The sequence below is a fragment of the Pontibacter sp. 13R65 genome (assembly GCF_047525655.1).
In the GTDB taxonomy this organism is placed as follows: domain Bacteria; phylum Bacteroidota; class Bacteroidia; order Cytophagales; family Hymenobacteraceae; genus Pontibacter.
Genome location: NZ_JBLIQL010000010.1, coordinates 32,992 through 59,070, shown reverse-complemented (window position 1 = coordinate 59,070; position 26,079 = coordinate 32,992). Strand labels below are relative to the sequence as shown.

Below are 26,079 nucleotides of genomic sequence, written 5' to 3'. Positions count from 1 at the left end.
CCTGAAAGAGAGGCACAGTTCTCCCGAAAAACCTTATTTTTACCAAAAGCATAAATCCCGATACTCTTGGCTACACTCATTCCTATTCTTAAAGTCAGCGCTTTAGAAACTGTTTTCTCCACACACCGTGGCTCCACCAAAGCGGTAGACAAGGTGTCGTTTGAGGTATACCCGGGCGAGACAGTGGCCATAGTAGGAGAGTCGGGGTCGGGGAAATCGGTTACGTCGCTCTCGGTAATGCGGCTGATTAACACGCCACCTGGGCGTATAGCAGGAGGGGAAGCTATTTTTCAGTCGGAGCGATTTGGGCAGGTCGATCTGTTTAAGTTGCCCGAAAAGAAGATGCAGGAGATAAGGGGCAACGAAATCTCCATGATTTTTCAGGAGCCGATGTCGTCGCTGAACCCGGTTTACACCTGTGGAAAGCAGGTAGCCGAAGTGCTGCTACTTCACACTAATATCTCTGAAAAAGAGGCCAGAATTCGTACTATTCAGCTTTTTGAGAAGGCAAAGCTGCCAAGGCCGGAGAAAATTTTCGATGCTTATCCACATGAGATTTCGGGCGGGCAGAAGCAGCGGGTAATGATTGCCATGGCCATGGCCTGCGAACCTGCCATACTCATTGCGGATGAACCTACCACGGCCCTGGATGTTACGGTGCAGGCGCGAATGCTGGAACTGATAGACGAGCTGCGCGTGAAGGAAAACACTGCCGTGCTGTTTATTACCCATGACTTAGGCGTAGTAGCCGAGATAGCCGACCGAATACTCGTGATGTACAAAGGCAAACTAGTGGAGCAGGGCAAGGTGCTCGATATTTTTACGAACCCACAGCACCCGTACACCAAAGGCCTGTTAGCCTGCCGGCCTAAATTATCGGCTAAAGCACAGAGTATATTGCCCACAGTGACGGACTTTATGTACGAAGATGAACAAGGCAACCTGCTGGAGAAAAAGCCGCAGGTGCTGGAGCCGTCATTAGCAGATGTGGTCAACAATTATGTAGGCACTGTAACAGACATTAAGCAAAAGCGTGAGAACCAGGAGAAGCCACCACTCTTGCAGGTGGAGAACCTGAAAGTGTACTTCCCTATAAAAAAAGGCTTCTTCTCCCGCACCACCGATTACGTAAAAGCCGTGGATGGTGTGAGCTTTAGTATTAACCCGGGCGAGACAATTGGTTTAGTAGGAGAATCAGGTTGTGGCAAAACAACTTTAGGTAGGGCACTGCTGAGGCTGGTGGAGCCAACGGCAGGTCGCATTCTGTTTGATGGCGTTGATATAGCGCAACTTAGCCCGGAGGAGTTGCGCAAGAGTCGTCGTAACTTCCAGATGATTTTTCAGGACCCTTATGCTTCGCTGAACCCGATGCATACCGTAGGCGATGCCATTATGGAGCCTATGTATGTGCACAAGCTTTACAGCAACGAAAAAGAACGCCGTGGAAAAGCAATGGAACTGCTTGAGAAGGTGGGACTTATGCCGGAGCACTTTCAGCGTTATCCACATGAGTTTTCGGGGGGGCAGCGGCAGCGGATCAGCATTGCGCGGGCGCTGGCACTGCAGCCAAAGTGCATCATCTGCGACGAATCGGTGTCGGCACTCGATGTGTCGGTGCAGGCGCAGGTACTGAATTTGCTTAACAAACTGAAGCAGGAATTCCAGATCACCTACATCTTTATTACCCACGACCTCTCCGTAGCCAAGTACATGTCGGACCGAATCTTGGTGATGAGCAAAGGGCAAATTGTGGAGAGCGGCACACCCGACCAGCTGTACCAGAACCCGCAGCAAGAGTATACCCGCACCCTCATCAGCGCCATACCCAAAGGCGAGCCCGAAGATATTGTGGCAGCTCAACAGAAGCGGGAGCTACTGAAGGCAGGGGTGCTTTAAGAGGCGTTAACATTAATGTAGCGGGAAGTCAACCACTTCAGACCCTAGGCTAGAAAATAGCTTTTTGGCTCTGGAAGGCGATTTTCATTAGAATAATTTGGTTGCTGATTGTTAAGTGGTTGACCAAACACAGCTGGAAGATTGCGCCACGTGCGCAGCTTTTTCGAACATTTAGTTAAGCAGCTTGAGAAAAAATTCTGTGTCTTACGTCCTGTGTCTTGAATCTCCGGATAAGCCTCCGGAAGGGTAATTTCATTAGAATAATTCAGTAATTGCTGCCAAAACTGGTTTTTTATCCTGGCATGGGGCTTGCTAATTTCCTTGCAGAAGATTCCAATATAGAATTTTCTATATAAATTCACACCTAAATAACTTCCCACCTTAACCAAAGCACCTGTTTCGGGCGTATAGATTAATCTTAGAATCGGTAAGGTTTAAAAAGAAGCAGCACCCATAGCGGGAACAGCTTCTAAACATCACGACAAACATATTCATGAGAAGTAAAAAAGATAAAAATAGCCGCGACAAAGACAACCGCAGCAGCGAAAGAGGCAGCTCCCGCAGGGGAAAAGAAGCATCGGCAGGCAGAGGTTCATCAACAAGAGGAGGCTCCTCCCGCCGCGACTCTTCTAAAAGAGAAGGACCTAAAGGTGGCAAAGAGCGCAAAACGCCCAAAACCATTGTGCTGGAGTCTTTCTCTAACAGCCCCGATACTGTATTCACCCAACGCCAGATTTTCCGGCGATTAGGTATTGTCGATCAGAAAGGACGCGAAACAGTGGCAGACCTTTTAAAGACGCTGGTACGTGAAAATAAATTGCTACTCGTAGACGACGATAAGTACATGCTGAACCTGCGCGTGCAGATAATTACAGGCAAAGTAGACCTGGCCAACAGCAAGTACGCCTACATTGTGTCGGAAGACATGGAAGAGGATGTGCGCGTGTTTAAGGAGCATTTGAAGTATGCCCTCGACGGTGACCTGGTAAAAGTGGAGGTGTTGCCAACTGTGCATGGCGGCCGCGCCGAAGGCATAGTGCTTGAAGTGCTGCAGCGAAGCCGCGAAGAACTGGTAGGCATTATGGAACTGTCGAAGAATTTCGGCTTTGTGGTGCCGGATTTCAAGAAAATCTATTTCGATGTATTTGTTGGCGAAAAAGCTCTGAGTGGGGCACAGGCTGGCGATAAAGTGCTGGTAAAAATTACGCAGTGGCCCGATAAACCTGACAAGAACCCTACCGGCGAAGTAACGCGGGTATTTGGCCCGGCCGGTGAGAACGAAGCAGAGATCCATTCTATTATGGCTGAGTTCGGCTTGCCGTTCGAGTTTCCGGAATCGGTAGAAGAGGAAGCCGACAGCATATCGGAGAAGATTACGGCTGGCGAAATTGCCAAGCGCCGCGACTTCCGCGATGTAACCACCTTTACCATAGACCCCGCCGATGCCAAAGACTTTGACGATGCCCTTTCTATTCAGAAACTGGAGAACGGCCACTGGGAGATAGGCGTACACATTGCCGATGTTACACATTATGTGCACACGCGCAGCCTGCTCGAGAAAGAAGCTTTTCATAGAGCTACTTCAGTGTACCTTGTAGACAGAACCATCCCGATGTTGCCAGAGCGCCTGTCTAACGGACTTTGCTCGCTCAGGCCACAGGAAGAGAAGCTGACTTTCTCGGCTGTGTTTGAACTTGACGATGATGGAAAGCTGTACGAGCAGTGGTTTGGCCGTACTATTATTTACTCGGATCGCCGCTTCAGCTACGAAGAAGCCCAGGAACGCATCGAAACAGGAGAAGGAGACTTTGCCGAGGAAATTAACATTCTGAATGGCATCGCTAAAAAGTTAAAAGACAAACGCTTTAAAAACGGTGCCATTAGTTTCGAAACTACCGAGGTTAAGTTTAAACTAGCAGAAGATGGAAAGCCACTTTCGGTGTATGTAAAAGAGCGCAAAGACGCACACAAGCTGATTGAGGAATTTATGCTACTCGCTAACAAGAAGGTAGCCGAGTACGTGTACAACCTTGGCAAAGGCAAAAAGCGCCCTACTATGGTATACCGAACCCACGGTGCCCCTGACCCCGACAGGCTGAGTACGTTCTCTATCTTCGCAAATAAGTTTGGTTATAAGGTAGACGTAGAAGGCAACATATCAGAAGAGCTTAACAACCTGACGGAGCAGATAGAAGGCAAGCCAGAGCAGAGCGTGCTGCAGAACCTGGCCATCAGAACCATGGCTAAGGCAAAGTACAGCACCGAGCCGGAAGGTCACTTTGGTCTTGCTTTTGCGCACTACTCACACTTTACCTCGCCCATCCGTCGTTATCCCGACATGATGGCGCATCGCCTGTTGCAACACTACCTCGATGGCAAGCCATCGGCAGAGAAAGAAGAATATGACACGCGTTGCCAGCACTCTTCCGAAATGGAAAAACGCGCTGCCGATGCCGAACGAGCCTCTATTAAATACAAGCAGGTAGAGTTTATGAAAGATACTATTGGCAACCAATACAAAGGTATAGTGTCTGGTGTCACAGAATGGGGTATATTTGTGGAGATCGAGGAAAACAAGTGCGAGGGCATGGTACGTTTGTCAGATATGAACGACGATTACTACGACCTGGACGCAAACAACTACCGCATTATCGGCCGCCAGTCGAAACGCATTATCTCGTTTGGCGATGAGGTGCTGGTAGAGGTAAAAAGTGCTAACCTGAACGACCGCACCATCGATCTGGAACTGATAAAAACCCTTAAACAACACTAAAGAATCTGTGGATATTTCGATCCTCACCAACCAGATTAACCAGACCTTGTCAACGCTTCAGTACGGTGAGAACCCAACGGAGCTGTACGAACCCATCCGCTACATTATGTCGTTGGGTGGAAAACGGATAAGGCCTTTGCTCGTGCTGCTGGCTGCAAAAATGTACAACGATGATGTGGAGAACGTGCTACTGCCCGCTGCGGCAGTAGAGGTTTTCCACAACTTCACGCTCATGCACGACGACATAATGGACAAGGCTCCGTTGCGCCGTGGCCAGCAAACCGTGCACGAAAAATGGAACGCTAACACCGCCATTCTAAGCGGAGATGTAATGCTGGTGCGGGCCTACCAACTGCTGTTGGGCATAGAGCAGGACAAGCTGGCAAAGGTGCTGCAAAACTTCAGCGAAACGGCTGCTCAGGTATGCGAAGGCCAGCAGCTCGACATGAACTTTGAGCAGCGCGAACTGGTAACCATAGAAGAATACATCCAGATGATTACCCTGAAGACGGCTGTATTGGTGGGGTTCAGTCTGGAGCTTGGAGCCACCTTACAGGGAGCCACAGCAGCAGACGCAAACCACCTGAAGCTTTTCGGAGACAACATCGGCATCGCCTTTCAGCTCCGCGATGACCTGCTCGACGTGTACGGCGACAAAGCCAAGTTCGGAAAGCAGGTAGGTGGCGACATTCTTTCTGACAAAAAAACATTTCTGATGCTAACGGCCCTGCAGCAGGCGAACGAGGAGCAGCAAAGCATCATCAGGCAGTGGCGCAACAAAACCGACGAAGCCATAGCCGAAGAAAAAGTGCAGGCCGTTACGGCTGTGTACGATGCGCTTAATATTCGTCAGCAAACCGAGCAGCAGATCGATACTTATTTTCATAAAGCTTTGGCCCATTTAGAGGCTGTAGCCGTGGCACCAGAAAAGAAAGCCATGGTTCGTGGTCTGGCGCTTCAACTCATGGAGCGGGACAGTTAATTGTTGATTGAGTGATTGGGAGAATAAATAAATTATTCGTCTAATCAAAAATTACACAACTTGAGAATGTGCAGGATTTTCGGGAGCAGGAGGCTATTATTTAAATAAAAGCGCCTTTCCAGCTTAGGTTCTCTTGTTGCTCCTGTAACGGTAAATGAAGAGGCAGCTTTGCATTCATTTATCCACTCATTTTTATCCACTCATTCAAAATTCAAAGAACCACTCCTTCAAAATTTTAAAAATCACTCATCCAAAATTTGTAAATAATGGACTTAAGCGTCACCCTGATATTACTTATATTAACGGTCGGAATCTCGTGGTATGCCTGGCAAGACAGCAACAACCTGATGGAAAGCTGGATTTTTCAACCGTATGTGGTGCAACGCGACAATTCCTGGCATCGCTTTATTACATCTGGTTTTCTGCATGCCGATTTCATGCACCTGTTCTTTAACATGTTTACGCTTTACTTTTTCGGGCAGGCAGTAGAAATGACGTTTATGGCCATATTTGGTCCTGTAATGGGTATTGTGCTGTACCTGCTGGTTTACCTGGGCGGTATTATTGTATCAGATATTCCTACCTTCTTTAAGCATCGTAACGACCCTGGTTATCGCGCCTTGGGAGCATCTGGAGGTGTGGCTTCTGTCGTGTTCGCTAGTATTCTTTTTTACCCGACCAATGATATCTGCTTATACGCAGTGCTGTGTATACCGGGCTTTATTCTGGGCGTGCTCTACCTTATGTATTCTTACTTCCAGGGCAAGCGCATGGGCGACAACATAAACCACGACGCCCACTTCTACGGAGCGGTGTACGGCTTTGGGTTAAGTTTAGCCTTAGTGCCACAGGCTGGCCCGCTTTTTATACAGCAAATAAGTAATTGGAGCATCTTCTAAATAGATGCTTTTTGGATTTTGTTTAGAATGCAAACCTAATAAATACTAACCTAATGTAATTGCATACGCGTATAGTAGCTTATATTAAGACCTATAGCGTATGCAAAATTTCTATAAAAATATCGTTTTAAAAACAGTATTAATTTCACTATTTTTAGTTATTGCCGCTCAGCTTAATGCGCAGGAGACAGCTGTTGTTCCCACACAGCGACTTACCCTACTGCAGTATATCATAAACGATGATAGGCCTGTACTCTTAAGCATGCTTACCACTGCAGGGTTAGTGCCATTGCTCTCCAGCGACGAGTCTTACACCTTGCTGGCTCCATCCGAGGAATCGTTGGCAGCACTACAGGGAGAATCTCCTGAAAAGCTGAAGAGAATCTTGTCAGGGTACATCATAAAAGGTACCTACCTTGAAAAAGATCTGAAAGATGGTAAGCAAATACAAACAATATCTGGCGCCAATCTCAATGTCTGCAGGAAAAGAGGGACTCTTATAAATGGGGTCCGCATATCTACACCAGATAATAATGTGCGCAATGGTGTAGTGCACGAGCTAAGTACAACTATGTCTTTTTAAGAGGTCTTATATACCCCCGTCGGTGTTTCACTTTATAACAGGCAGCCTTTTCTTTAGTGCCAAATTATTCTATGATAGAGCACTTCCAGACATCATCCTAAAGCAAAACCTGCCGTTAAGCTTTAGGTTTGATAAACAAAAGAAGGCCAAAATAAGAAGAGAGATAAAGATACAATATAAATAAAGTTCTATAGTTTTATATTGTTCAAGAGTTGACTCTTAATTAACTTTACCCAATTTGGGCAGTTTAAAATGAATTAAGTCCTTAAATACATTTAATTTATTATAGTTGTTTAAGGAATTGTTACGTATTGTGTAAGAGGTATGGAAAGTATGCAAAGCAATATAACCTCAGACAAATCCAAAATCGTTATAGCAAGTAATACTTGTTACGACTTATGCTACGATCCTGCTAAGAATCGGATTTACTTGAGTATTAGAGGTTTTTGGAAATCTCTGGATAATGTGCCGCATTACTTAGACGATTGGCAGAAAGTGTTGCGTCTTAAAAAACCGGGTTTTACCGTACTCTCAAATCTTCAGGAAATGATTACCCATCCACAGAATTTGAACTTCCTACATGTGCAGGCGCAGCAAATGGTAATGGAGCAACAGGTAGCAAGTATAGCCCATGTTATACCTGCAGACAAAATTGCTAAACTGCAGGTAGAGGCTATTGCCGAGCAAAGTAAAATTCCTGTGCGAAATTTTGACTCTAAACACCAAGCAGAACTTTGGCTTGATAAGCAAAGCAATCGCTAAGCCCGATTTATTTTTCCTCTTTTAAATTTCATTCATACAGCTAAGCTTAATACACAAAGCTGCTGCTGAAAAAGCTTTAGTGCTTTAGAAGCAGCAAATAAGTAAAAAGCTTGATATGTGTTAAGGCTTTGTTTCAAAGCAATCAGATCTAACGCAGGTTCGCGCAACTTTTAGATCTTGTAGTAGGTGGCGCCACACCTTCTCTTAAATGTAACCGTACCAGCTGATTTGTAGTTTTAGGTAGGAATTTGCAAAGAATAAGTATATAATCAGTATCTTCCTCATAGTATATACTAACATACAACATAAAAGAAGTAGTTTAGGCTAACGCATACTCCCTGCTACATGACAGTTGAAATCGGAATTGTACTGGCTATTATTGGATTGGCTGTTGTGCTATTTATCAGTGATCGGTTCCGTATCGATACAGTAGCCATTCTGATAATGACGCTGTTTATGCTTACCGGCATTTTAACACCTGCAGAAGGCCTGGCGGGTTTCAGTAATACAGCTACTATTACTGTGGGTACGATGTTCATTATCAGTACCGGCATCTTTAAATCAGGGGCGCTCAATAATGTAGGAAGCCTTCTTACCAGAATGGGGCGCAAAAATTACCTGATGTGCCTGCTAGCCGTAATGCTAATTTCGAGTACGCTTTCTGCCTTTATAAACGATACGGCGGTGGTGGCCCTGCTCATGCCTATTATTATACAGGTATGCCGCGATCTCCGGATCAGTCCGTCTAAGCTGCTTATCCCGCTTTCTTTTGGTGCTTTATTAGGAGGTGTTTGTACCCTAATCGGTACCTCCACCAACATATTGGTAAGTGGTATTGTGCTGGCTCATGGGGAGAAGCCGCTTAGTATGTTTGAGTTTACACCGGCCGGCATCTGTTTCCTGGTATTTGGGATTGCCTATATGTTTTTTATAGGAAGGCACCTGCTACCTGACCGCAAACAGGCCGAAGACCTTACCGAAAGCTTTGGCATGGGCGATTACCTGACCGAAATCGTGTTGCTGCCAGATTCACCCTCTGTTGGCATGCCTCTAAAGAACGCGGGCCTGGTGCAGAACCTCGACATAGATGTGCTGGAGATAACGCGGCACAAGAAATATAAGTTTAATCCGACACCCTACACGCTGTTGCGCGCCAACGATGTGCTAAAGGTACGGTGCGACGTAGAAAAACTGAAGAAGCTGAAGGAGGAGAAGGGAATAGAGCTAAAATCGGAGCGAAAGTTTAAAGACAACGACCTCCGTAGCAACCACACAAAGCTTTACGAAGCCATTGTTACGCCTAACTCTTACATGCAAGGAAAATCGCTGAAAGAACTTGATTTCAGAAGTCACAACCATGGGGCTACGGTGCTGGCCATACGGCACCGCGACGAAATACTGCACGAAAAACTTACCCACGGCAAACTTTCTGCAGGCGATGTGCTGTTGATTGCGGCCGATAAAGACCAGGCAAACGTTCTGCGTAAAAACGAGGACTTGCTTATTTTTTCTGAAACAGAACGCAGCACCTACGACTATAGCAAAATTATTCCGGTACTGCTTATAAGTGTGGGCGTTGTAGTATCAGCTGCCACCGGGCTGGTTCCTATAGTACTGAGTGCCCTGGTTGGGGTTATGCTCATGCTTCTGTTAAAGTGCATCCGGCTCGACGAGCTCTATAAGTCTATAGACTGGAAAGTGATTTTCATGTTGGCCGGCGTACTTTCTATGGGAACTGCGCTTGATAAAACAGGCGCAGCCAGTTACATCTCGACTTACCTGATCAATTATGTGGGGCTATACGGCCCTCATGTGCTGTTGTCAGCCTTTTTCTTCATGACCTTCATGATGACCAACTTCATGTCTAATAATGCCACAGCGGCTCTCTTAGCCCCTATAGCCATTGTTACGGCGCAGCAGATGGGCGTGAGCGTAAGACCATTTTTAATGGCTGTCACCTTTGCCGCCTCACTCAGTTTTATGACCCCCATGGGTTACCAGACCAATACCATGATCTACGGCCCTGGCAACTATAAATTCTCAGATTATTTAAAAGTAGGCACTTTGCTAAACCTCCTGCTCTGGTTGCTGGCCTCACTTATCCTTCCTTTCTTTTTTCCGTTTTGAGGTAAGTTAGAGAGGTAGAAAGTTCAATGTTAGAAAGTTATATTTAGTTTTGTAGAACTAGATAAACAGGTTAAGAGGCTTGAGGAATTAAAAGTTGCTCTCTGCTCTCTTGATAGGGCTGTTTGCTTGGCTTTAGTCAAAATTGCTGTAATTTCTCCTGCTTCTTGTTTAAGGGAAGCGGTCAAATGCGTGGCAAGAATACCAGACTCTTCGAGCAGTTCAATCCAAAAAAAAGATTCATCAGCTTCTTAAAGGGCAATTCCAACTTTAGAAATAAAGTTATTATTAAGCCTAGCTCTACAAGCGGGCCTGTAATTAGCTGCAACAGATGTTGCCGATCTTAGTAGTTGTTTCCCCAATATAGGTGCTTCAGTAATTTTTGGTAAGGCCTGAAATGGTTTTATTAACCTTAGAGCAAAGAACTTTGTTCTACCCTTAAACTGCTCCGCAAAAGCATAATTTTTCAATTCCCCCATAATCCAGTTTGGTATATTAGATTAATACATGATCCTATACGACTACTGAGCTTCTGTTTATAAATTTTCTGCACATTCAAACGTCAGAGCTTTACACTCCATTGACCTAAACAACCTTCTGACTTTAAACTCTCTACCTTTCTAACTCACAAATACCCCCTTGCCTGCAGCAGAAACAGCTCTGCATATTTGCCGCCTTTTGCCAGCAGCTCCTCATGGGATCCTAGTTCTTTTAGTTGCCCCTGTTCCAGAAACAAAATGCGGTCGGCCATACGGACGGTGGAGAAGCGATGCGAAATGAGAACGGCAGTTTTTCCGGCTATTAGCTCCGAGAAGCGAAGGAATACTTCGTGCTCAGCACGGGCATCTAGGGCTGAGGTAGGTTCATCGAGAATAAGTAATTGAGCTTCGCGCATGTAGGCACGGGCAAGCGCTACCTTTTGCCACTCGCCCCCCGACAGCTCCATGCCGTTGGCGAAACGTTTACCCAGCACCTGTTCATACTGATCCGGTAGCCGGTTTATAACCAGGTCGGCAAGGCTTTTCTGCGCCGATGCTTTAATCTGCTCCTTGTTCTGGATGTCGCTTATCTGGCCGATGGCAATGTTATCGGAGGCCGACATCTGGAACCGCACGTAATCCTGAAAAATAATGCCCACCTGGTGGCGCAGGTCATTCAGGTCGTATTCCCGAAGGTCCACACCATCCAGCAGAATACGGCCCTCAGTTGGTTCGTAGAGGCGTGCCAGCAGCTTCACCAGTGTTGTTTTGCCGGCTCCGTTTTCGCCCACCAAAGCCATTTTTTCCCCGGCTTTCACGTGGAACGATAAATAACGTACTGCCCATTTTTCGCTGTTATGGTACTTAAAGCCAACGTTATCGAAGGTAAAACCATGTTGGATCGGGCGCGGCACCGGCAGTGGGTTAACTGGTGGCGTAATTTCAGGTCGAAGCTCCAGAAAATCGAACAGGTCCTGCAGGTACATGGCACTTTCTGCAATCTGCGAGAAGCGCGTCATGATGCCTTGCAGCAGCCCGCGCATGTTACTGAAGGAACCCGCCAAAAAGGTGAGGTCACCTACCGATATAGCACCTGCCACTGTTCGGAATAAAATAAACACATAGGCGCCATAGTAGGAGAGGGTGCCGATGGTGGAGAGGGCACTGCCCCAAACGGCACGACGCACAATCAGGCTTTTGTTTAAGGTATAATAGCGGTCGGAGAGGAGCTTAAACCGGCTTGCCAGAAAACCGGAGAGGTTAAAGGTTTTAATCTCTTTGGCTGTTTCGTCGCTGGCCCCAATATAGCGCAGGTAGTCAAGTTCGCGGCGCTCGGGAGTCCAGGAGCGGGAGAGGGAGTAGGTGCGCTCGTTAAAGTGTGTTTCGCCCAGAAACGACGGAATAACGGCTAGGAGCAGAATCAGGATGAGCCAGGGGTTAAACGCCACCAGACCAATTGCCAGAAAACCTATCGTAACGACGTCCTGCATCTGCGAAAACACCTGGCTCATAAGCATAACCCGGCTAATCGTCTGCCGTCGTGCTCGCTCCAGCTTGTCGTAAAAGGTGGCATCTTCGAACTGCGCCAGGTCCAGTGTGGCGGCATGCTCTATAAGAGTAATAGAAGTTCTGTTAGAAAACAAGTCGCCAAGCAGACTGTCCAGCAGGGTGATGCCGCGGTTTATAAGCTCCGACAGCACCGCCAGGCCCAGCTCCACCGCTACCAGCAGCCACAGGTACGACAAGTCGCGCTCGCCGGTAACTTCAATTAACCGGATAACCTCGTCTATGATAAGCTTCCCCACATACAGCACTGCCAGCGGAATAGCCGCCTTTACGAGCCGCAGCAGCAGATTGCCCAGCATCATAGCAGGGCTGGTTTCCCAGATCAGCTTAAAGAACTTAGGCAGGTTTTTCAGCGCACCTACCTGTTCCCGAAAGCTTTTCTTTTCGGTGCCGGCATTGCGCGATGCGCCTCTTGCTCCTTTTGGGTTTGGGCTTTGCATGATAGCATCTAATTTAATTATCTGTATAAACTTGTATCAATGGTACGCAATAACAGGACAATGCCTCAGAAGTTTAATAGCCCTGGTCCATTTAGCCTTGAAATACCCTCCGGAAGGCTCTTTTCATTAGCAGAATTTGCCCCTCCAGTTATAACACAGGTTATTGCATTTTATGTTCTGTAAATCAAGTTGTTATAAATTATTTTGAATTTTCTTGATAAAATTCAAAATACAGTCTTTAAGATATTGAACCATGTGCTATATTTATATAATTTATTGGATTCAGGCATGAAGCATCTATACCCGTACTTTCTTACTTTTGTACTAACTACTTTTCTCTTTACCAGTTTGCAGACGCAGGCAGCAAAAAGCCAGCCCACTCAAACACAAGAACCAGCCTGGATTAAACCGCTCCCACACCGCACCAGCACCACCATTAACCCCAAAGAGGTAAACGATGGCTACCATTATTTGCAACGTGTGCTGCAATGGCATGTGGCAACTGGCGAAGTGTACTACCACAACACTTATAAGCTAACAACAGATGAAGGTGTACAGAACAGCTCCGAACTAAAATTTTCGTACGATCCCAATTTTGAAAAGCTGCAGCTCCACAAGGTAATTGTGTGGCGAAACGGCAAACCCCTCGACAAACTGGACCTCAAAAAGGTAAAAGTGGTGCAGCGGGAGCAGGGCATGGAACAAAAAATTTTCGACGAGAGCCTGACAGCCATCATTTTTCTGGAAGACACCCGTGTAGGCGACGTGGTGGAGTATGCCGTTACCATATCGGGGAAGAACCCTGTTTTCAACGACAAGTTCTTTAATTCTTTCAACCTGCAGTTTTATGACCCAGTAGACGAACTCCTTGTGCACGTAGTAGCGCCAGAGCACCGGAAAATAAACTATAAACTTTATAAAACGGAGCAGAAGCCGGTTGTGGCTACGCAAAATGGCTATACCACCTATACCTGGCATTCGCAAAACCTGCCATCTACTCCCGTAGAAGAAGAAATACCTGGCTGGTACGATCCTTATCCGGGCGTTTATCTTTCGGAGTACACATCTTGGGAGCAGGTGGCAAAGTGGGCGCTGCCACTCTATAACCAGCAGCAGAAGCCAAACCAAGCCTTGCTGACGCAGATAGACAGTATCCGGGACCAGTTTAGCAGCGATGAGCAACGGCTGGTGGCAGCACTGCGCTTTGTACAGGACGAGGTGCGGTACCTGGGTTTTGAAGCAGGCATCGGGGGCTACAAACCACGATCGCCCTCCGAAGTATTTACCACCCGCTTCGGCGACTGCAAAGACAAGTCGCTGCTGCTGGTTACCATGTTGCGAGAACTGGGTATAGAAGCACATCCTGCCCTGGTCAGCTCAACTAACAAAGGGCAACTAACACAGGCGCTGCCATCGCCTTATGCCTTTAACCACTGCATTGTGCAGGTAAAGCTCTGGAACAAAACCTTTTGGTACGACCCTACCATAAGCAAGCAACGCGGTGGGCACGATGCTATTTCGCTGCCAGACTACCAGAAGGCATTGGTTATACACGCGTCTACCAAAAACCTGACAGACGTAGTAGCACCCATTGCAGGCCATAGCAAAGTAATAGTGCAGGAAGCCTTCTTTTTTAACAATATAGGTGGCGATGTGAAACTGGAGGTAAAAACAGAGTACTTCGGGGCTGATGCTGATTATCAGCGCAGCCGCTTTGCCTCTACCAGCCTGAAGGAAACAGAAAAGTCGTTTCTAAATTATTATGCTAATTCGTACCCGGCCATAGAAGTTGCCCGCGACCTCGAGTTCCTTGACTTTCCTTCTGAAAACAAGTTTACAACCCTGGAGGAGTATACCATCTCTGACCTTTGGGAAGAATCTGAAGAAACAGCTGGCTTGCTGTCTGCCTCTTTTTACCCACAGGTGCTGCGCAGTTATATTAATTCGCCGCGTGTGAGCAAACGCAGCATGCCCCTGCACCTTAACCACCCCACACAAGTAGAGCACCATATTTTGCTATACATGTCGGAGCCATGGCCTGTTAATGCAACCAACAAAAAAATAACCGATCAGGTTTTTACATACACCAGCGACGTCAGTTATAACAGCAGGAGCAGTTTGATTACGCTTAGCTATACCTACAACACCCTGAACGACCATGTGCAGCCCGAGCAAATGACGGCTTTTGTGAAGCACCAGAAAGCTATACTCGATGACTTGGGCTACAACCTAACCTATAACCAGAACATGGCAGGCACCTTGGCCGATGCTCCTATAAGCTGGCCAGCTGTGTTCTTCTCTTTAATAGTTCTTGCCTTGGCTGCTTTCGGTGCTTATAAGCTCTACTATTATGATCCGGCTCCAATAGGTGGCTACACCAGTGCCTATGCCGAAAGCATAGGTGGCTGGCTTATCTTAATAATGATGGGTCTTCTCTTTTCACCTTTCAGAACATTGGTAGTGTTGCTGACAGGCAATTACTTTAATCAGAACGTGTGGCAAGGGTTTTTAACTGCTACTTCAGCCTCATATGCTCCTGTCACCGCAGCAGTCTTGGCACTGGAAATGGTACTGCATATTGGCTTTTTAGTGTTTGCTGTATTGCTCATAAGCCTCTTTCTGCAACGCCGGAGCAGTGTTCCTCAGCTTATGGCTATCTTCTATTTCAGTAGTTTAATCGTGCGAGTGGGGCAGTATGCAGCCCTGGAAGCTTTAGGTTTACAATCAATTACAGCCACCGGCATAGGCGAAATAACAGGTTCTTTGATAACGGCCGCCATCTGGGTGCCTTATTTCTATAAATCGCAGCGGGTAAAAAACACTTTTGTGGTGCAACTGCAACCACCTATGTTAGAGGAGGAGCTTATGGAAAATGATACTGCCATAGTAAATAATTAGGTAGATCATTTTAACAGATGTTCATATAATCATATATTACAAGCATGAGATTTTTAAGCGGGCCTCTGCTGCTGTTGTGCCTGCTCCTTAATCTGCAGACATTGGCGCATGTTAAAGAGCAGTACTATGACAAAGATTGGAACCTGACAAAAAAAGCCGATAGCAACGCCTTTTACCTTACAATAACTTATATAAGCTCTGACAATATAGCGGAAGTAAAGACTTATAAAACAAATGGTGCCAAGGTGAGTGTTTTTAGGTATCGTGACTACCATCCGCAACAGAAAGACCCGATCAAACATGGCCCTTACCAGGAATGGCACAATAACGGGCAGCTGTCAGAAGAAGGCCATTATTTAGACAATAAGCTACATGGGAAACAAACCCAGTGGTACGAAAATGGCCAAATTTCCTATCTGTTTAATTATAAAGGCGATATATTGCAAGATACCCTAAAAGGATTTTATGAGACAGGTGCCTTACGCCGGATTGAGGTGTATGAAGATGGTCTGCTGGTTGATGGTATAGTATATGGCGAAGATGGTGCCGAGATAAATCCATTCTTCCGGTACCAGCAGATGCCGGAATTTCCAGGTGGCATCAAGGCAATGTTTCAGTTCCTATCTGATCACATCCAGTATCCTGGAGCAGCTGTAAAACGTGATATATCCGGCATTGTGTATATTTCTTTTACTGTAACCAGAGAAGGCAAAATTCAAGATATTTTCATCAGAAAAGGAGTGCATAAGCTATTAGATGCAGAAGCGATCAGAATAATAAAAGCAATGCCTGATTGGTATCCGGGAAGACATGAAGGTAGGCCGGTACCGGTGCGGTACAACATGCCGGTAAAGTTTACACTAGAATAATAACCAGCAAAGGCAAAAGCTCTGACAACAACCAATTCTTCTAATGAAAAAGCCCTTCCGAAGGCTTTTTGCTGTCGGAAGGGCTTAGGGTCTTCAAGGCTACTTTTAGATCATGGCTACTGTCTTATTGTCAACTTGTGTGCCGTAGGTTTTTTTGTAGTGAACCTTGCGCTCCAGGGCTGCAATAATCGGTTCGGAAAAGTCTACACCTTCTAGCTGGCTGGCTTCTGGCAGAGCGCCGGGGCTAAACACGTTTATCTCCATCAACTTATTTCCTACTATATCTAACCCAACCAGGAACATACCATCTTGTATTAGTTTAGGGCGAACCAGTTCCACGAGCTCAAGCATCGTCTGGTCTACATTGGCGGGTTGTGCTGTGCCGCCAGCATGCATGTTGCTGCGGATGTCGTCTTTGCTATTAACCCGCCTGATGGCGCAGTATTTGCCTTTATGCTGCAGGGCCTCGCCGTTCATTACAAATAGCCGCACATCGCCTTCTGTGGCTTCTTTCAGGTATTCCTGGGCAATTACATAACCGTCGCGGCTAATGGCTTCTACAATCTGGTTCAGGTTGGTAGAGTCGTCCTTTTTCACCATAAACACACCGGAGCCACCAGATCCTTGCAACGGTTTGAGGATGATGTCGCTTTTCTGTTCGTTAAAGAACTTTTTAATCTCGTCTTTGTCACGAGTAATGAGGGTGCGTGGCCGAACTGCCTCCGGAAAGTGCTGGAAATACATTTTGTTTACGGCATCGGATAAGGAGGTGGGGTCGTTAAGCACAATAACACCGTGGCGCAGCGCAAGCTGCCCAAAAATAAGGCCGGCATTTTGTGCCCAACCACGACCTTCCGGCTCAGCAGAGGGGTCGTTGCGGAGCATGAGCACATCCAACTCGCGAGCTGTTACCCGTGTTTTCTCTGTTTTTTCGCTTTGCAGCACTTCCAGGTAGGTAGCGGGCGTTTTGTACTTTTTACCTGTTTCTGCCGTTACGGCTGCCGCTCCCATGTAGCCATCGGGGTAATATGCCAGGTCGCCAACTCCCATCAGGTACACCGAGTGCCCCAGGTTGTGCATGCGCTGCGCCAGAAAAACAGTGGAGTAGGAGGGCTTCTCTGTTTTTATATCGTTTACTACAAATCCTATAATCATTATCGTGGGTGTTTATTTTTAACGGGTTACTCGTTCTGAAGCGCTATGGTTGCGAAAGCCACTATATAAGGCAAAGGCCGGACTGAATACAGAGACAAGCTATCGGTGCAGGTGGCATCAAAACTAGTTTAAATCAGGTTGAAAACTGTTAAACCGCCTTTTAACTGATCAAGCTTGGGTTGTATGGCAGGGTCGAGGAGGTAACGGGGTTTTATAGGGGCAGCTTGTAGTACTTCACGGTAGATTAGCTCCTGCACAATTGGTATGTAGTCCTGGCGGATTTTGCCTATGAGCAGAGGCTCCAGCTCGCCACCATCTTTTAGGAATTGCAGCAGGTGAACCAGCCCTTTTAAATATACTGCATCTTTGGTGAGGCCACCGCCACGGTGCACCCGCATCGCAATATCAAAGGCGGTATCGTTGTCGAATTTGTATTCTTCTTTCAGCCGCCAAAAGTTATCGGTAAAGTTGCAGCCCTTCTCCAGGTGGTGCACGGCCACTACTCGGGCTGCCAGCAGGCGCAACCGGTCGTGGTTCAGGCCGCCCACCAGGTACTCGCTCAACACCGCCAGCCCCTCCTGCAGCTCTTCGTAACCCGGCACCCCCACATAAAGCTGCTGCAGAGGTTGTGCCTTGCCATTAAAATAAGTAAGTATGTGCGTACCTACCTCATGCTGGATGAGGGCTTCTGCGCGGTTCCTCGGGATCTGGGCATCTGTTCCTATGTAGAGCTTGCCCTTAGACACCAGCAAGCCCACAATGTCTTTCCTTATTTCTACGCCCGTATTTACGATTGCATTCTGGCTCCTGAGGAAGGCTATTTCCTGCGAGGCCAGTGCCGCAAATTCTTCTACCGGTATAAGTGCTGTTTCGCTCTGAGCTTCTGGCTCGGGTAGGGCAGCCAGTATGCCTTCGGCCACTTTTAGCAGCAGCTCATCTACACCTCCGAAAAGCTGTAGGCTGCTGTACAAAAAATCCGGGCTGTTGCGGTCGGCGAGCATCGTCAGCATTTTGTCGAGCTCGTGGCGCTTGTCGCGGAACAGGTAGCCAAGCGTAGGATCTTCAACTTTCTCAACAGGAATGTTATATAGTTTCCGTTTGAGCAGGTCTGTATCTACTGGCATAAGCCGGTACTGGAAGGTAGGTGCTTTTTTAAACTTACTCTTGCAGAAGGCTTCCCAGGCTTCGGGGGCGTTTACGGGCGTAACCAGCATCAGGAACTGGAACTGATCACTGATAGAAGACAGCTGCTTATCGATGCGCCAAACAGCAGATACCACCGCTTGCCGGCCTAGCGCCTGAAAATGCGTGGGGTGGTGCGTTGTCTGGACCCGAACAAAGTCGAAGACTGCTTTTTTAATGGCACTGGAAAGGCGCGAACGCAGGGTGCGCAACAGCAGTGGGTAAGCGTTGCCAGTAGCGGCATTCTTGTAAACAGGCTTCAGTTCTAGCCCCAGCATGAGGCAGCTCATCTGTTTCAATTCATCTTCTGAGAGCAGACGCTGGGGCCCTGAGAGCAGTGGTTGATTCGAAGCAATGGCAACAGTGGCAGGCAGGTGTTCGATTTTTATCTGCTCCAGCTCTTTTTTCAGCACGTTAACGGTAGCTGGCAGTGCCTTCTCCGGCCCCAGCACCTGAAACAAGGGAGCCTCAGGAGCGGAAGAGGGTGCTGCAAAGAGCTCCAAAATCATAAAAGCCCCGAACTTGGCCGACATGGCTTTGGCTATTTCCTTCAGTAACATAGCCAGCTCCGGCGTCTGCTCTTCGTGGGCAATAAGATAGGAGGCTTCGGCTTTCACAAAATCAGCTGTGGCATAGTCTGGTTTGCCAGCCGGGTGCCGAAAGAGTACCAGAAAGGGCAGGGGCCGGTCTATGTGCAGCAGACCGCCTTCGGGCAGGCGCCGGCGCAACTGCCGGCCACGTTTTAAGGTGCCGACAGCCGATTTAATAAAGTTTTCAGTTATTGTTTCCGTCATTAGTGGGTGTTCTGGCGTACCTGCTCCAGCGCTTGCATTACAGGGGTAATGGTTTGCTCTAGGGCTTGTTTTATTTCCTCTAGTTGCTCTCTATCGGTTTTACCAGTCCACTCATCCATAAAAAACTTTTTCACCTCAATAGAGAGTACGCAGGCACTGTCTGGGAACTCATCATGTATCCAGCGCATAAAGTGCCCGCCCTGGAACTTTACATTCTCCCGTACATCAAGTTTGCGGCCCTGGTAGTCGTAGCTGCTGAGGGAGTCTATAAAGGCATCTACAACGGGTGCCCATCGCTGGCGGTCCATGTTGCCGGTGCCAATATTTATGTCAGGGTTTTGGGCCGGGTCTGCCTCCGGAGCATCGGCACCATCGCGTCTGTGGTTGTAGGTGTGTAGGTCGTACACTACAAAGGAACCGTGCTGCTCCTGTATTTCAGACAGCATTATTTTAACCGATTCATAAAAATGGTCGTAGCGCGTAAGCGATTCCTGTACTATTTCTGCAGGTAGCTCTTCGCGCCACACCTGTAGCCCCCAGGCATCTTCTGGTTTTTGGTAGATAGCTTTATCACGCGGTCGGTTTAAGTCGAGTTCGAACCGGGAGTGCAAACCAATAATTTTATTATCGGTAATAGAGGTCCAATAGGCGGTGCAGGGGTCTTCTTCGCGGAGCCGCTCTGGCGCTGTTAAAGCAAACAAATGGCTGATGTTCTCCCGTACTGCTTGCCCGTCGTGTATGGCGGCAGCTACAAGAGGCGAGCTGCCATACATAGTTTTATAAAATGGTTGGTTATCTTGCATGATTGTTTTAGAAGGATTTACTTTGTTTACCTTACCAAACCGGCTAAGGTTATAGAGCCACATCTTTTTGTATATATATAAATTTGTGAACCATCATTAGTTTATTTATCTTTAACCTGTTTGAAACCAGCACATAATAAACCTAAAATTAACTATTGTATAATGGTAACTTGTTGAGGAGAAGGCATGACAAAATTTTACAAACCTATCTTATATACTATCACAGTATTTTTGTTGGTGCTGCTTATGCACTATATGCGCTGTGGTGTGCTAGAAATAGTGGACGCCATGTCGTTGTGTGCTCTCTTTACAGTTGGGCTTGTGCTAGGCGTGTTAGGCGATTTGGTTGAACAGGAGCATAAGCAGCACCATAACATGCAATCCTAAGCAGCTGCTTGCCAGGTTGTCTGATACATATCGTTTCTGGAAAATTACAGAAGCCCTGCTTTTAAGCTATACCAGTAACAATTCTCCCCAGTCTATAAACAAAAGGTCAATTACCTCTTTTACCTTGGAACCATACAGTTGTTGATGTGCTATAGCTTGTGCTTTACCGGCAGATAAAGTACAAGCTAAGTTCACGAAAAGAATTTTATGTTACCTGTTGCTCAAGCAACCTTTTCTTACCAAACCACCTTCCTTCGAACAACAGAATTGATCTTTCGTAACCCCTGCTTCCTGGCTTCTATACCCGTTTCACCGCTGAGGTGCTGGATATACTAGCTTATGTCGTGGGAGAAGCTGTGTTTCAGATCATTCTGAATAAGCCAAAAAGGTAGCTGCCAATAAATATGTTTTTGGAATAGTAAAATCTAACTATCTTTGCCGACATAATGAAGTTCTTAAGAAACATACTGCGGCTTCCGTTTTTCAACAATTATTACTTGCTAATATTTGTTCGGGAGAGGTATGTTCTTGCTCTAAAATAATAGCTATTGTAATTATTTAGTATATCATACACCAAAGCCCGAACAGAAATGTTCGGGCTTTTTTTTGTCTAAAAATGGAGATCGTAGAAAAATTAAAAGAAAACGTCGAGATTATTCTGCCTGAAAACGGGCTGGAAGTAAAATTGGAACAAGCCAGCAAGGAAAACCGGAAACTGGTGATTAAGCTCGGTTTTGACCCTACAGCACCCGATTTACACCTGGGGCATGCTGTTGTGTTAAAGAAGTTAAAGCAGTTCCAGGAGCTGGGGCACCATATCATTATTTTAGTAGGAAGCTTTACTGCAAGAATTGGTGACCCAACCGGAAAGAACAAAAGTCGCAAGCCTCTAACGGTGGAGGAGGTAAAGCACAATGCCGAAACCTATATACGGCAGCTCGCTAAAATAATAGACGTGGAAAAGGCAGAGATCGTGTTCAACTCCGATTGGCTGGATCATGTGCCTTTTTCGGAGGTAATTCAGTTGTTGTCGAAAGTAACGGTGGCCCAACTCATGCACCGCAACGATTTTAACAAGCGATTTACCGAAAACACGCCCATTGCCATGCATGAGCTGGTGTACCCCATACTACAGGGTTTCGATTCTGTTAAAATTGCCAGCGATATAGAAATGGGTGGAACAGACCAGCTCTTTAATTGTACAATGGGTAGGCAACTGCAGGAGGTGCATGAGATGAGCCCTCAGATTGTAATGTGCATGCCTTTGCTGAAGGGACTTGATGGTAAAGAAAAGATGAGTAAATCGTTGAACAACACCATTGGGTTAACAGACGAGCCAAACGAGATGTTCGGCAAAACAATGTCTATCCCGGATAGTCTGTTGGTGGAGTTTATCGAGTTGGTAACTGATTTCTCTGTAGAGGAAAAAGCAGCTTTAAAACAAAAGCTGCAGCACGAGAACCCGATGAATATAAAAAAGCTGGTGGCCAAAAACATTATTTCGCAATACCATAGTGCAGAAGATGCGGAAAAAGCAGAACGGTTTTTTGCCAATCAGTTTCAGAATAAGATCCTGGAGGAGAAGAGCTTTTCACCGATGGCAATAGCAGACTTAAAAGCAGGTTCCGGATCTCTTGCCTTGGCCGATTTGTGCCTCCTGTTAAAAGGGGACCTTACTAAATCGGCGGTAAAAAGATTAATTGAAAGTGGCGCGATACAGGTAAACAATGAGAAAATAACAGCGCCTTTTGCTGAAATAAAACTCGTACCAAAAACGAAAATTAAAATAGGGAAAAGAGCCTTTTTCGAACTGAAATGATAGGCTACACATTCCTTTAAGGCCAGAATTTAGAATTTTAGCCTGTAAGCGTGCTTTTTAGTAAAAAGGTTGTTTGAGCCATAAAGAAAATGAGAAAATTTTCATGGCCCGAGCAACCTTTCATTTTCTGCTGCATCTATTAGTTCCGAAGCGATTCAGAAAGCCGGCTTCTGCTTAGAGTACGTCATTTATCCATACACTAAAAAATAAAACTATGAAAGTCATTAAATTTTATGTGACCACGCTGGCCTTTTTTGCCTTTGCCTTATTGCTTGTAGAAGCGCCGGCTTTTGCCCAGCAGCTAAAGGGCAACGGTAACATACAGAAGCAAACTAGAAAGGTTTCGGGCTTTAAAGGCATAAATGTGAGCGGTGGATTTGCAGTAGACATAACCTTGGGCAACAACGAGGGAGTGGTGCTGGAGGCAGAAGAGAACCTGTTGAGCCAGATTTCTACGGAAGTAAAAAACGGGGTGCTGCACATTTATAATGAAGGAAATATAAGCACCAGCAAAGGCATGAAGGCTCATATTACCTTAAAAGAGCTTAACTCTATTGACGTTAGTGGTGGCGTGAAGGTAGTAGGTAATTCCACAGTAAAAACAAATACACTGAAACTCGACATGAGCGGTGGCTCTAAAGTAACGCTGGCCATGGATGTAAAAACCCTGGCAGCCGATATGAGCGGCGCTGCTAAAATTGACCTGTCTGGCCGCGCAGATAATATGAAACTTGAATTGTCTGGCGCCTCTAAGGTAATGGCCGACAAGCTCGAAGCAAAAAAAGTAGAAGTTGAAGCAAGCGGCGCGAGTAAGGTAAATGTGTTTGCAAAAGAATCGCTGGAAATAAATGCTTCAGGAGCTTCGCATGTAGCCTACAGAGGTAGCCCCAGCATTACATCAGAAACATCAGCAGCGGCCAAAGTGTCAAAGCTATAAGATATTACACTTCATATTTGAGTTAAAGAGCAGCTTTCTGAGCTGCTTTTTTTATTTAATTCCGCTTATTTTAGGTAACGGAGCCTAAGCCACCTACGGCCTAAAATGGCTCCGGGAGGCTATTTTTATTAGAAGAATTGGTGTAGCTGCGCTCAATTTAAAATTAGAAATGATGAAAAACTTACTAGAGGAGCCTGTACCAAAAAAGCCCTGTGTCTTGTGTCCTATGTCTTGAGTCTTCAAATAGCCTCCTGAAGGCCATTTTCATTAGAATAATTTGAATACAAGGCCGGCTTTGCTATTTGTTAGCGTGCTGTTGTAAGAGTTGCAGGGTGCGGTCAAGGGCTTTGGTGTCGCTCCAGTGGCCATGGCCGGGTACTACTGTTTTAGTTTTGGGGAACCGCTGCTGTAGCTCCTGGATGGCTTTTGGCCAACTCTCCAGGTCGGCGTCGGCGAGGTTGCCCAGGTTAGTGGCGGTGACATCTTTTACCAGGCAGCCACCAAATAAAATCTGCTGCCTGGGCAGGTACACCACCAGGTTGTCGGGTGAATGGCCTGCTCCCGGAAAAAATACTTCGAACTGCTGGCCCCCGATTTTCTGTTTTTTACCTACAGCTAGCGTCGGGTCGGGCTTACCAAGGTTTTTTCCAGGGGCCAGTTCAGCTGTTAGGGCAGAACTAAGTACAGGTATTTGTTGCTTTTGTAGCACCGCAATGCCACCCATGCGGTCGTCGTGGGCGTGGGTAATAAGGCACATTTTTACTGGCTGCTGTAGGTTCTCCTGTACCCAACTTAGTAGCTGCTCTGTCTGCTCTTCGCCCCAGGCGGTGTCTATTAGCAGCACACCATCTGTAGTAGCCACTATTAGGCCGTTAGAAGGAAACGTTTTGCCCCCAAAAACTCCGAAAGACGTGTGTACCCACACCTGCGGCGCCAGTTCCTTTACCTCTAGTTGCAGCTGTTGTGCATAAACGGGTGCTGTTAGCAACAAGAACAGGCAGAGCCGAAGTAGCATTTTCACTGATTTCATGGATAGGACAGGTTTTATCGGGCTGGCACCGGAATAACAGGTAGGCTAGCGTTGCCTGCTGCATCAACGGCCTGCACAGCAAAAAAGTAGTTGTCTTTAGAGTAGCCAAGGGTTGTTTTGGTATCCTTCACAAAAAACTTCTTTTCCCAAACCGGGCTGCTGGTTTCTCGCATCAGTACGTAGTAGCCGGCAGGTTTTTTGCCTTTGGCTGGTGCCTGCCACCTAAGATCGGTTTTGTTGGTGAGGTTAGAGGTGATAACAGCCACTGCTTCGGGAGCATATGGGGCACGGCCAAGGCTGGCCATGGTGGCCAGGTTTACGGCTGTGTTTTTGCGCAGGTACTCAAAGTCCATAAAATCAATAAGGTCGCCGTATTGGGTACCATTTTCCATGCGTACGTTCTGGTGCTGATGATCGAAATCTTCGTTCATCTCGCTCATGCGCACCGCAGCAAAGCCCTGCTGGTTGAACGGCGTGTGGTCGCCACCACGCAGAAAGCGATCGGCCCGGTAACCAAGCACCACTTCTATCTGGTCTACATAAGCCTCACCGGTCATTTTCATGTAGCGCGCCAGAATGCGGCTGGGGCTGTCGTTTTCGGAGCCGAGGGTGCGACGCAGCTTTGTCATTTCTTCTGTTTCGTTAGCGGGAGTACCTTCGCTGAACACACGCACGCGGGTATTATCATGGAGGCCAGTTTCACCGGAAAAGGAGTTGCCCACAATGTCGTTGTTCTGCATCGCTACGAGGTTCCAACCTTCTTTTTTAACCCGCTCCGCCAGATGCCGTGAGCCATACAAGCCCTGTTCTTCGCCCTGAAAGGCAACAAACACCAGTGTACCCGAAAACTGACGAGAAGCCATGATACGCGCCATTTCCATTACCATGGCCACGCCAGAGGCATCGTCGTTGGCGCCGGGGGCTTTGCTTTTAGCATCCATCACATCGGTGGCACGAGAGTCGAGGTGGGCGCCAACTAATATCACGCGGTTATCGCTAGCATCAGTACCTTTTAGAGTCGCCATTACGTTAGCCATTTCCGTGTCTTGCGGCACACGCCTTCCGTCAGCTTTCACTATAAAACGATCCATCTCCACGGTCATGCGCCCACCTGATGCTTTGGCATATTTCTCAAACTCCGACTTTACCCACTCACGGGCGGCACCTATGCCTCTTTTTCTGTCGGTGGTGGTGCTCAGGGTGTGGCGGGTCTCAAAACTCACCATTTTCTCTACCAGCGCTCGTAGGTTCTGAGCTGATATTTCGCCTACCATTTCTTGTATGTCTTCGTCCTGGTTGGCATTTACCTGGGCAAAAGTGGTAGCGGTGCAGAGGAGTAACAGCAGCGTGAGTAGCCGTTTAGAAAGAGTAGAGATATTCATGTAGATAGAGTTAGCGTTTTATGGTTACAGGTCTACTAAACAAGGCGCAAAAGACGCAACAGCCAGACCAATTTTCTTCAAGCCAATGTGGCACACGAAGAGGTAAGACAAACTGGTTGAGAAGGAGTGCCCTGTTTTGAATCGTTAAATATATCTTTTTAGTTAGAAAGTAAAAAAGGGGAGGAGGTAGAAAATTGAATCGTCTTTGAAGAATTATGGAAGTGGACCTAATAAAAGCGGTCTGCTTCCATAATTTGCTGTATTATTTGAGGAAGTACTATAAAAGGAAAGTTGGGCAGGAGAATACAGAAGTAGAACG

The 26,079-nt window shown here is 46.8% G+C and carries 19 protein-coding genes; 12 read left to right on the top strand and 7 right to left on the bottom strand.

What is annotated here, in order from left to right:
* The first annotated feature begins 66 nt into the window (after positions 1-66).
* The 7 genes from ACMA1I_RS13395 to ACMA1I_RS13365 all read left to right on the top strand — a co-directional run bounded on the left by ACMA1I_RS13395 (position 67) and on the right by ACMA1I_RS13365 (position 10,022).
* Positions 67-1,896: an ABC transporter ATP-binding protein gene (locus ACMA1I_RS13395; protein WP_337068880.1), complete on the top strand. Its 1,830-nt coding sequence runs from the start codon at positions 67-69 to the stop codon at positions 1,894-1,896.
* A gap of 493 nt (positions 1,897-2,389) precedes the next feature.
* A complete protein-coding gene (rnr, locus tag ACMA1I_RS13390) occupies positions 2,390-4,669 on the top strand; it encodes a ribonuclease R (RefSeq protein WP_337068879.1) in 2,280 nt (759 codons plus the stop codon).
* A 7-nt stretch (positions 4,670-4,676) separates the two neighbouring features.
* Positions 4,677-5,651: a polyprenyl synthetase family protein gene (locus ACMA1I_RS13385; protein WP_337068878.1), complete on the top strand. Its 975-nt coding sequence runs from the start codon at positions 4,677-4,679 to the stop codon at positions 5,649-5,651.
* A 266-nt stretch (positions 5,652-5,917) separates the two neighbouring features.
* On the top strand, positions 5,918-6,550 hold the full coding sequence (locus ACMA1I_RS13380; RefSeq protein ID WP_337068877.1) for a rhomboid family intramembrane serine protease: 633 nt from the start codon (positions 5,918-5,920) through the stop codon (positions 6,548-6,550).
* Between the two features lie 100 nt (positions 6,551-6,650).
* The gene (locus ACMA1I_RS13375; protein WP_337068876.1) at positions 6,651-7,133 is read left to right on the top strand and encodes a fasciclin domain-containing protein; all 483 of its coding nucleotides are present in this window, start codon (positions 6,651-6,653) and stop codon (positions 7,131-7,133) included.
* 324 nt (positions 7,134-7,457) lie between these two features.
* Complete coding sequence (locus tag ACMA1I_RS13370) at positions 7,458-7,895, top strand: hypothetical protein (RefSeq protein WP_337068875.1); 438 nt, start codon at positions 7,458-7,460, stop codon at positions 7,893-7,895.
* A 345-nt stretch (positions 7,896-8,240) separates the two neighbouring features.
* Complete coding sequence (locus ACMA1I_RS13365; protein ID WP_337068874.1) at positions 8,241-10,022, top strand: SLC13 family permease; 1,782 nt, start codon at positions 8,241-8,243, stop codon at positions 10,020-10,022.
* Positions 10,023-10,270: 248 nt separating this feature from the next.
* Here the strand turns inward: ACMA1I_RS13365 and ACMA1I_RS13360 are convergent, their stop codons facing one another.
* Positions 10,271-10,498 carry a four helix bundle protein gene (locus tag ACMA1I_RS13360; protein WP_337068873.1) on the bottom strand — a complete coding sequence of 76 codons (228 nt, stop codon included), beginning with the start codon at positions 10,496-10,498 and terminating at the stop codon, positions 10,271-10,273.
* A gap of 146 nt (positions 10,499-10,644) precedes the next feature.
* Entirely contained in the window at positions 10,645-12,504 is a 1,860-nt protein-coding gene (locus ACMA1I_RS13355) for an ABC transporter ATP-binding protein (RefSeq protein ID WP_337068872.1), read from the bottom strand.
* Positions 12,505-12,792: 288 nt separating this feature from the next.
* Between ACMA1I_RS13355 and ACMA1I_RS13350 the strand changes: the two genes are divergently transcribed.
* Together ACMA1I_RS13350 and ACMA1I_RS13345 are read left to right on the top strand one after the other, a co-directional pair.
* Positions 12,793-15,402 (top strand): DUF3857 domain-containing protein, encoded by a 2,610-nt coding sequence (locus ACMA1I_RS13350; protein WP_337068871.1) that lies wholly within the window; start codon positions 12,793-12,795, stop codon positions 15,400-15,402.
* Positions 15,403-15,446: 44 nt separating this feature from the next.
* A complete protein-coding gene (locus tag ACMA1I_RS13345) occupies positions 15,447-16,271 on the top strand; it encodes a TonB family protein (protein ID WP_337068870.1) in 825 nt (274 codons plus the stop codon).
* Between the two features lie 105 nt (positions 16,272-16,376).
* Here ACMA1I_RS13345 and ACMA1I_RS13340 read toward each other — a convergent pair whose 3' ends face one another.
* From ACMA1I_RS13340 to ACMA1I_RS13330, 3 genes are all read right to left on the bottom strand, one after another.
* Positions 16,377-17,426 carry a glutathione synthetase gene (locus ACMA1I_RS13340; RefSeq protein WP_337068869.1) on the bottom strand — a complete coding sequence of 350 codons (1,050 nt, stop codon included), beginning with the start codon at positions 17,424-17,426 and terminating at the stop codon, positions 16,377-16,379.
* A 128-nt stretch (positions 17,427-17,554) separates the two neighbouring features.
* The gene (locus ACMA1I_RS13335) at positions 17,555-19,402 is read right to left on the bottom strand and encodes a flavohemoglobin expression-modulating QEGLA motif protein (protein WP_337068868.1); all 1,848 of its coding nucleotides are present in this window, start codon (positions 19,400-19,402) and stop codon (positions 17,555-17,557) included.
* Positions 19,402-20,268, bottom strand: coding sequence for an N-formylglutamate amidohydrolase (locus tag ACMA1I_RS13330; RefSeq protein WP_337068867.1), 867 nt, complete (start codon positions 20,266-20,268; stop codon positions 19,402-19,404). Before ACMA1I_RS13330 ends, ACMA1I_RS13335 begins: the two co-directional genes overlap by 1 nt.
* Before the next feature lie 123 nt (positions 20,269-20,391).
* Here ACMA1I_RS13330 and ACMA1I_RS13325 point away from each other — a divergent pair, with 123 nt between their 5' ends.
* From ACMA1I_RS13325 to ACMA1I_RS13315, 3 genes are all read left to right on the top strand, one after another.
* Positions 20,392-20,592, top strand: a complete 201-nt coding sequence (locus ACMA1I_RS13325; protein WP_337068866.1) for a hypothetical protein — start codon at positions 20,392-20,394, stop codon at positions 20,590-20,592.
* Positions 20,593-21,208: 616 nt separating this feature from the next.
* Complete coding sequence (gene tyrS / locus ACMA1I_RS13320) at positions 21,209-22,411, top strand: tyrosine--tRNA ligase (RefSeq protein WP_337068865.1); 1,203 nt, start codon at positions 21,209-21,211, stop codon at positions 22,409-22,411.
* A 214-nt stretch (positions 22,412-22,625) separates the two neighbouring features.
* Positions 22,626-23,348 carry a head GIN domain-containing protein gene (locus ACMA1I_RS13315; protein ID WP_337068864.1) on the top strand — a complete coding sequence of 241 codons (723 nt, stop codon included), beginning with the start codon at positions 22,626-22,628 and terminating at the stop codon, positions 23,346-23,348.
* Between the two features lie 298 nt (positions 23,349-23,646).
* Here the strand turns inward: ACMA1I_RS13315 and bla are convergent, their stop codons facing one another.
* On the bottom strand, positions 23,647-24,378 hold the full coding sequence (bla, locus tag ACMA1I_RS13310) for a subclass B1 metallo-beta-lactamase (protein WP_337068863.1): 732 nt from the start codon (positions 24,376-24,378) through the stop codon (positions 23,647-23,649).
* 14 nt (positions 24,379-24,392) lie between these two features.
* On the bottom strand, positions 24,393-25,760 hold the full coding sequence (locus tag ACMA1I_RS13305; protein ID WP_337068862.1) for a M28 family metallopeptidase: 1,368 nt from the start codon (positions 25,758-25,760) through the stop codon (positions 24,393-24,395).
* Positions 25,761-26,079: the final 319 nt, after the last annotated feature.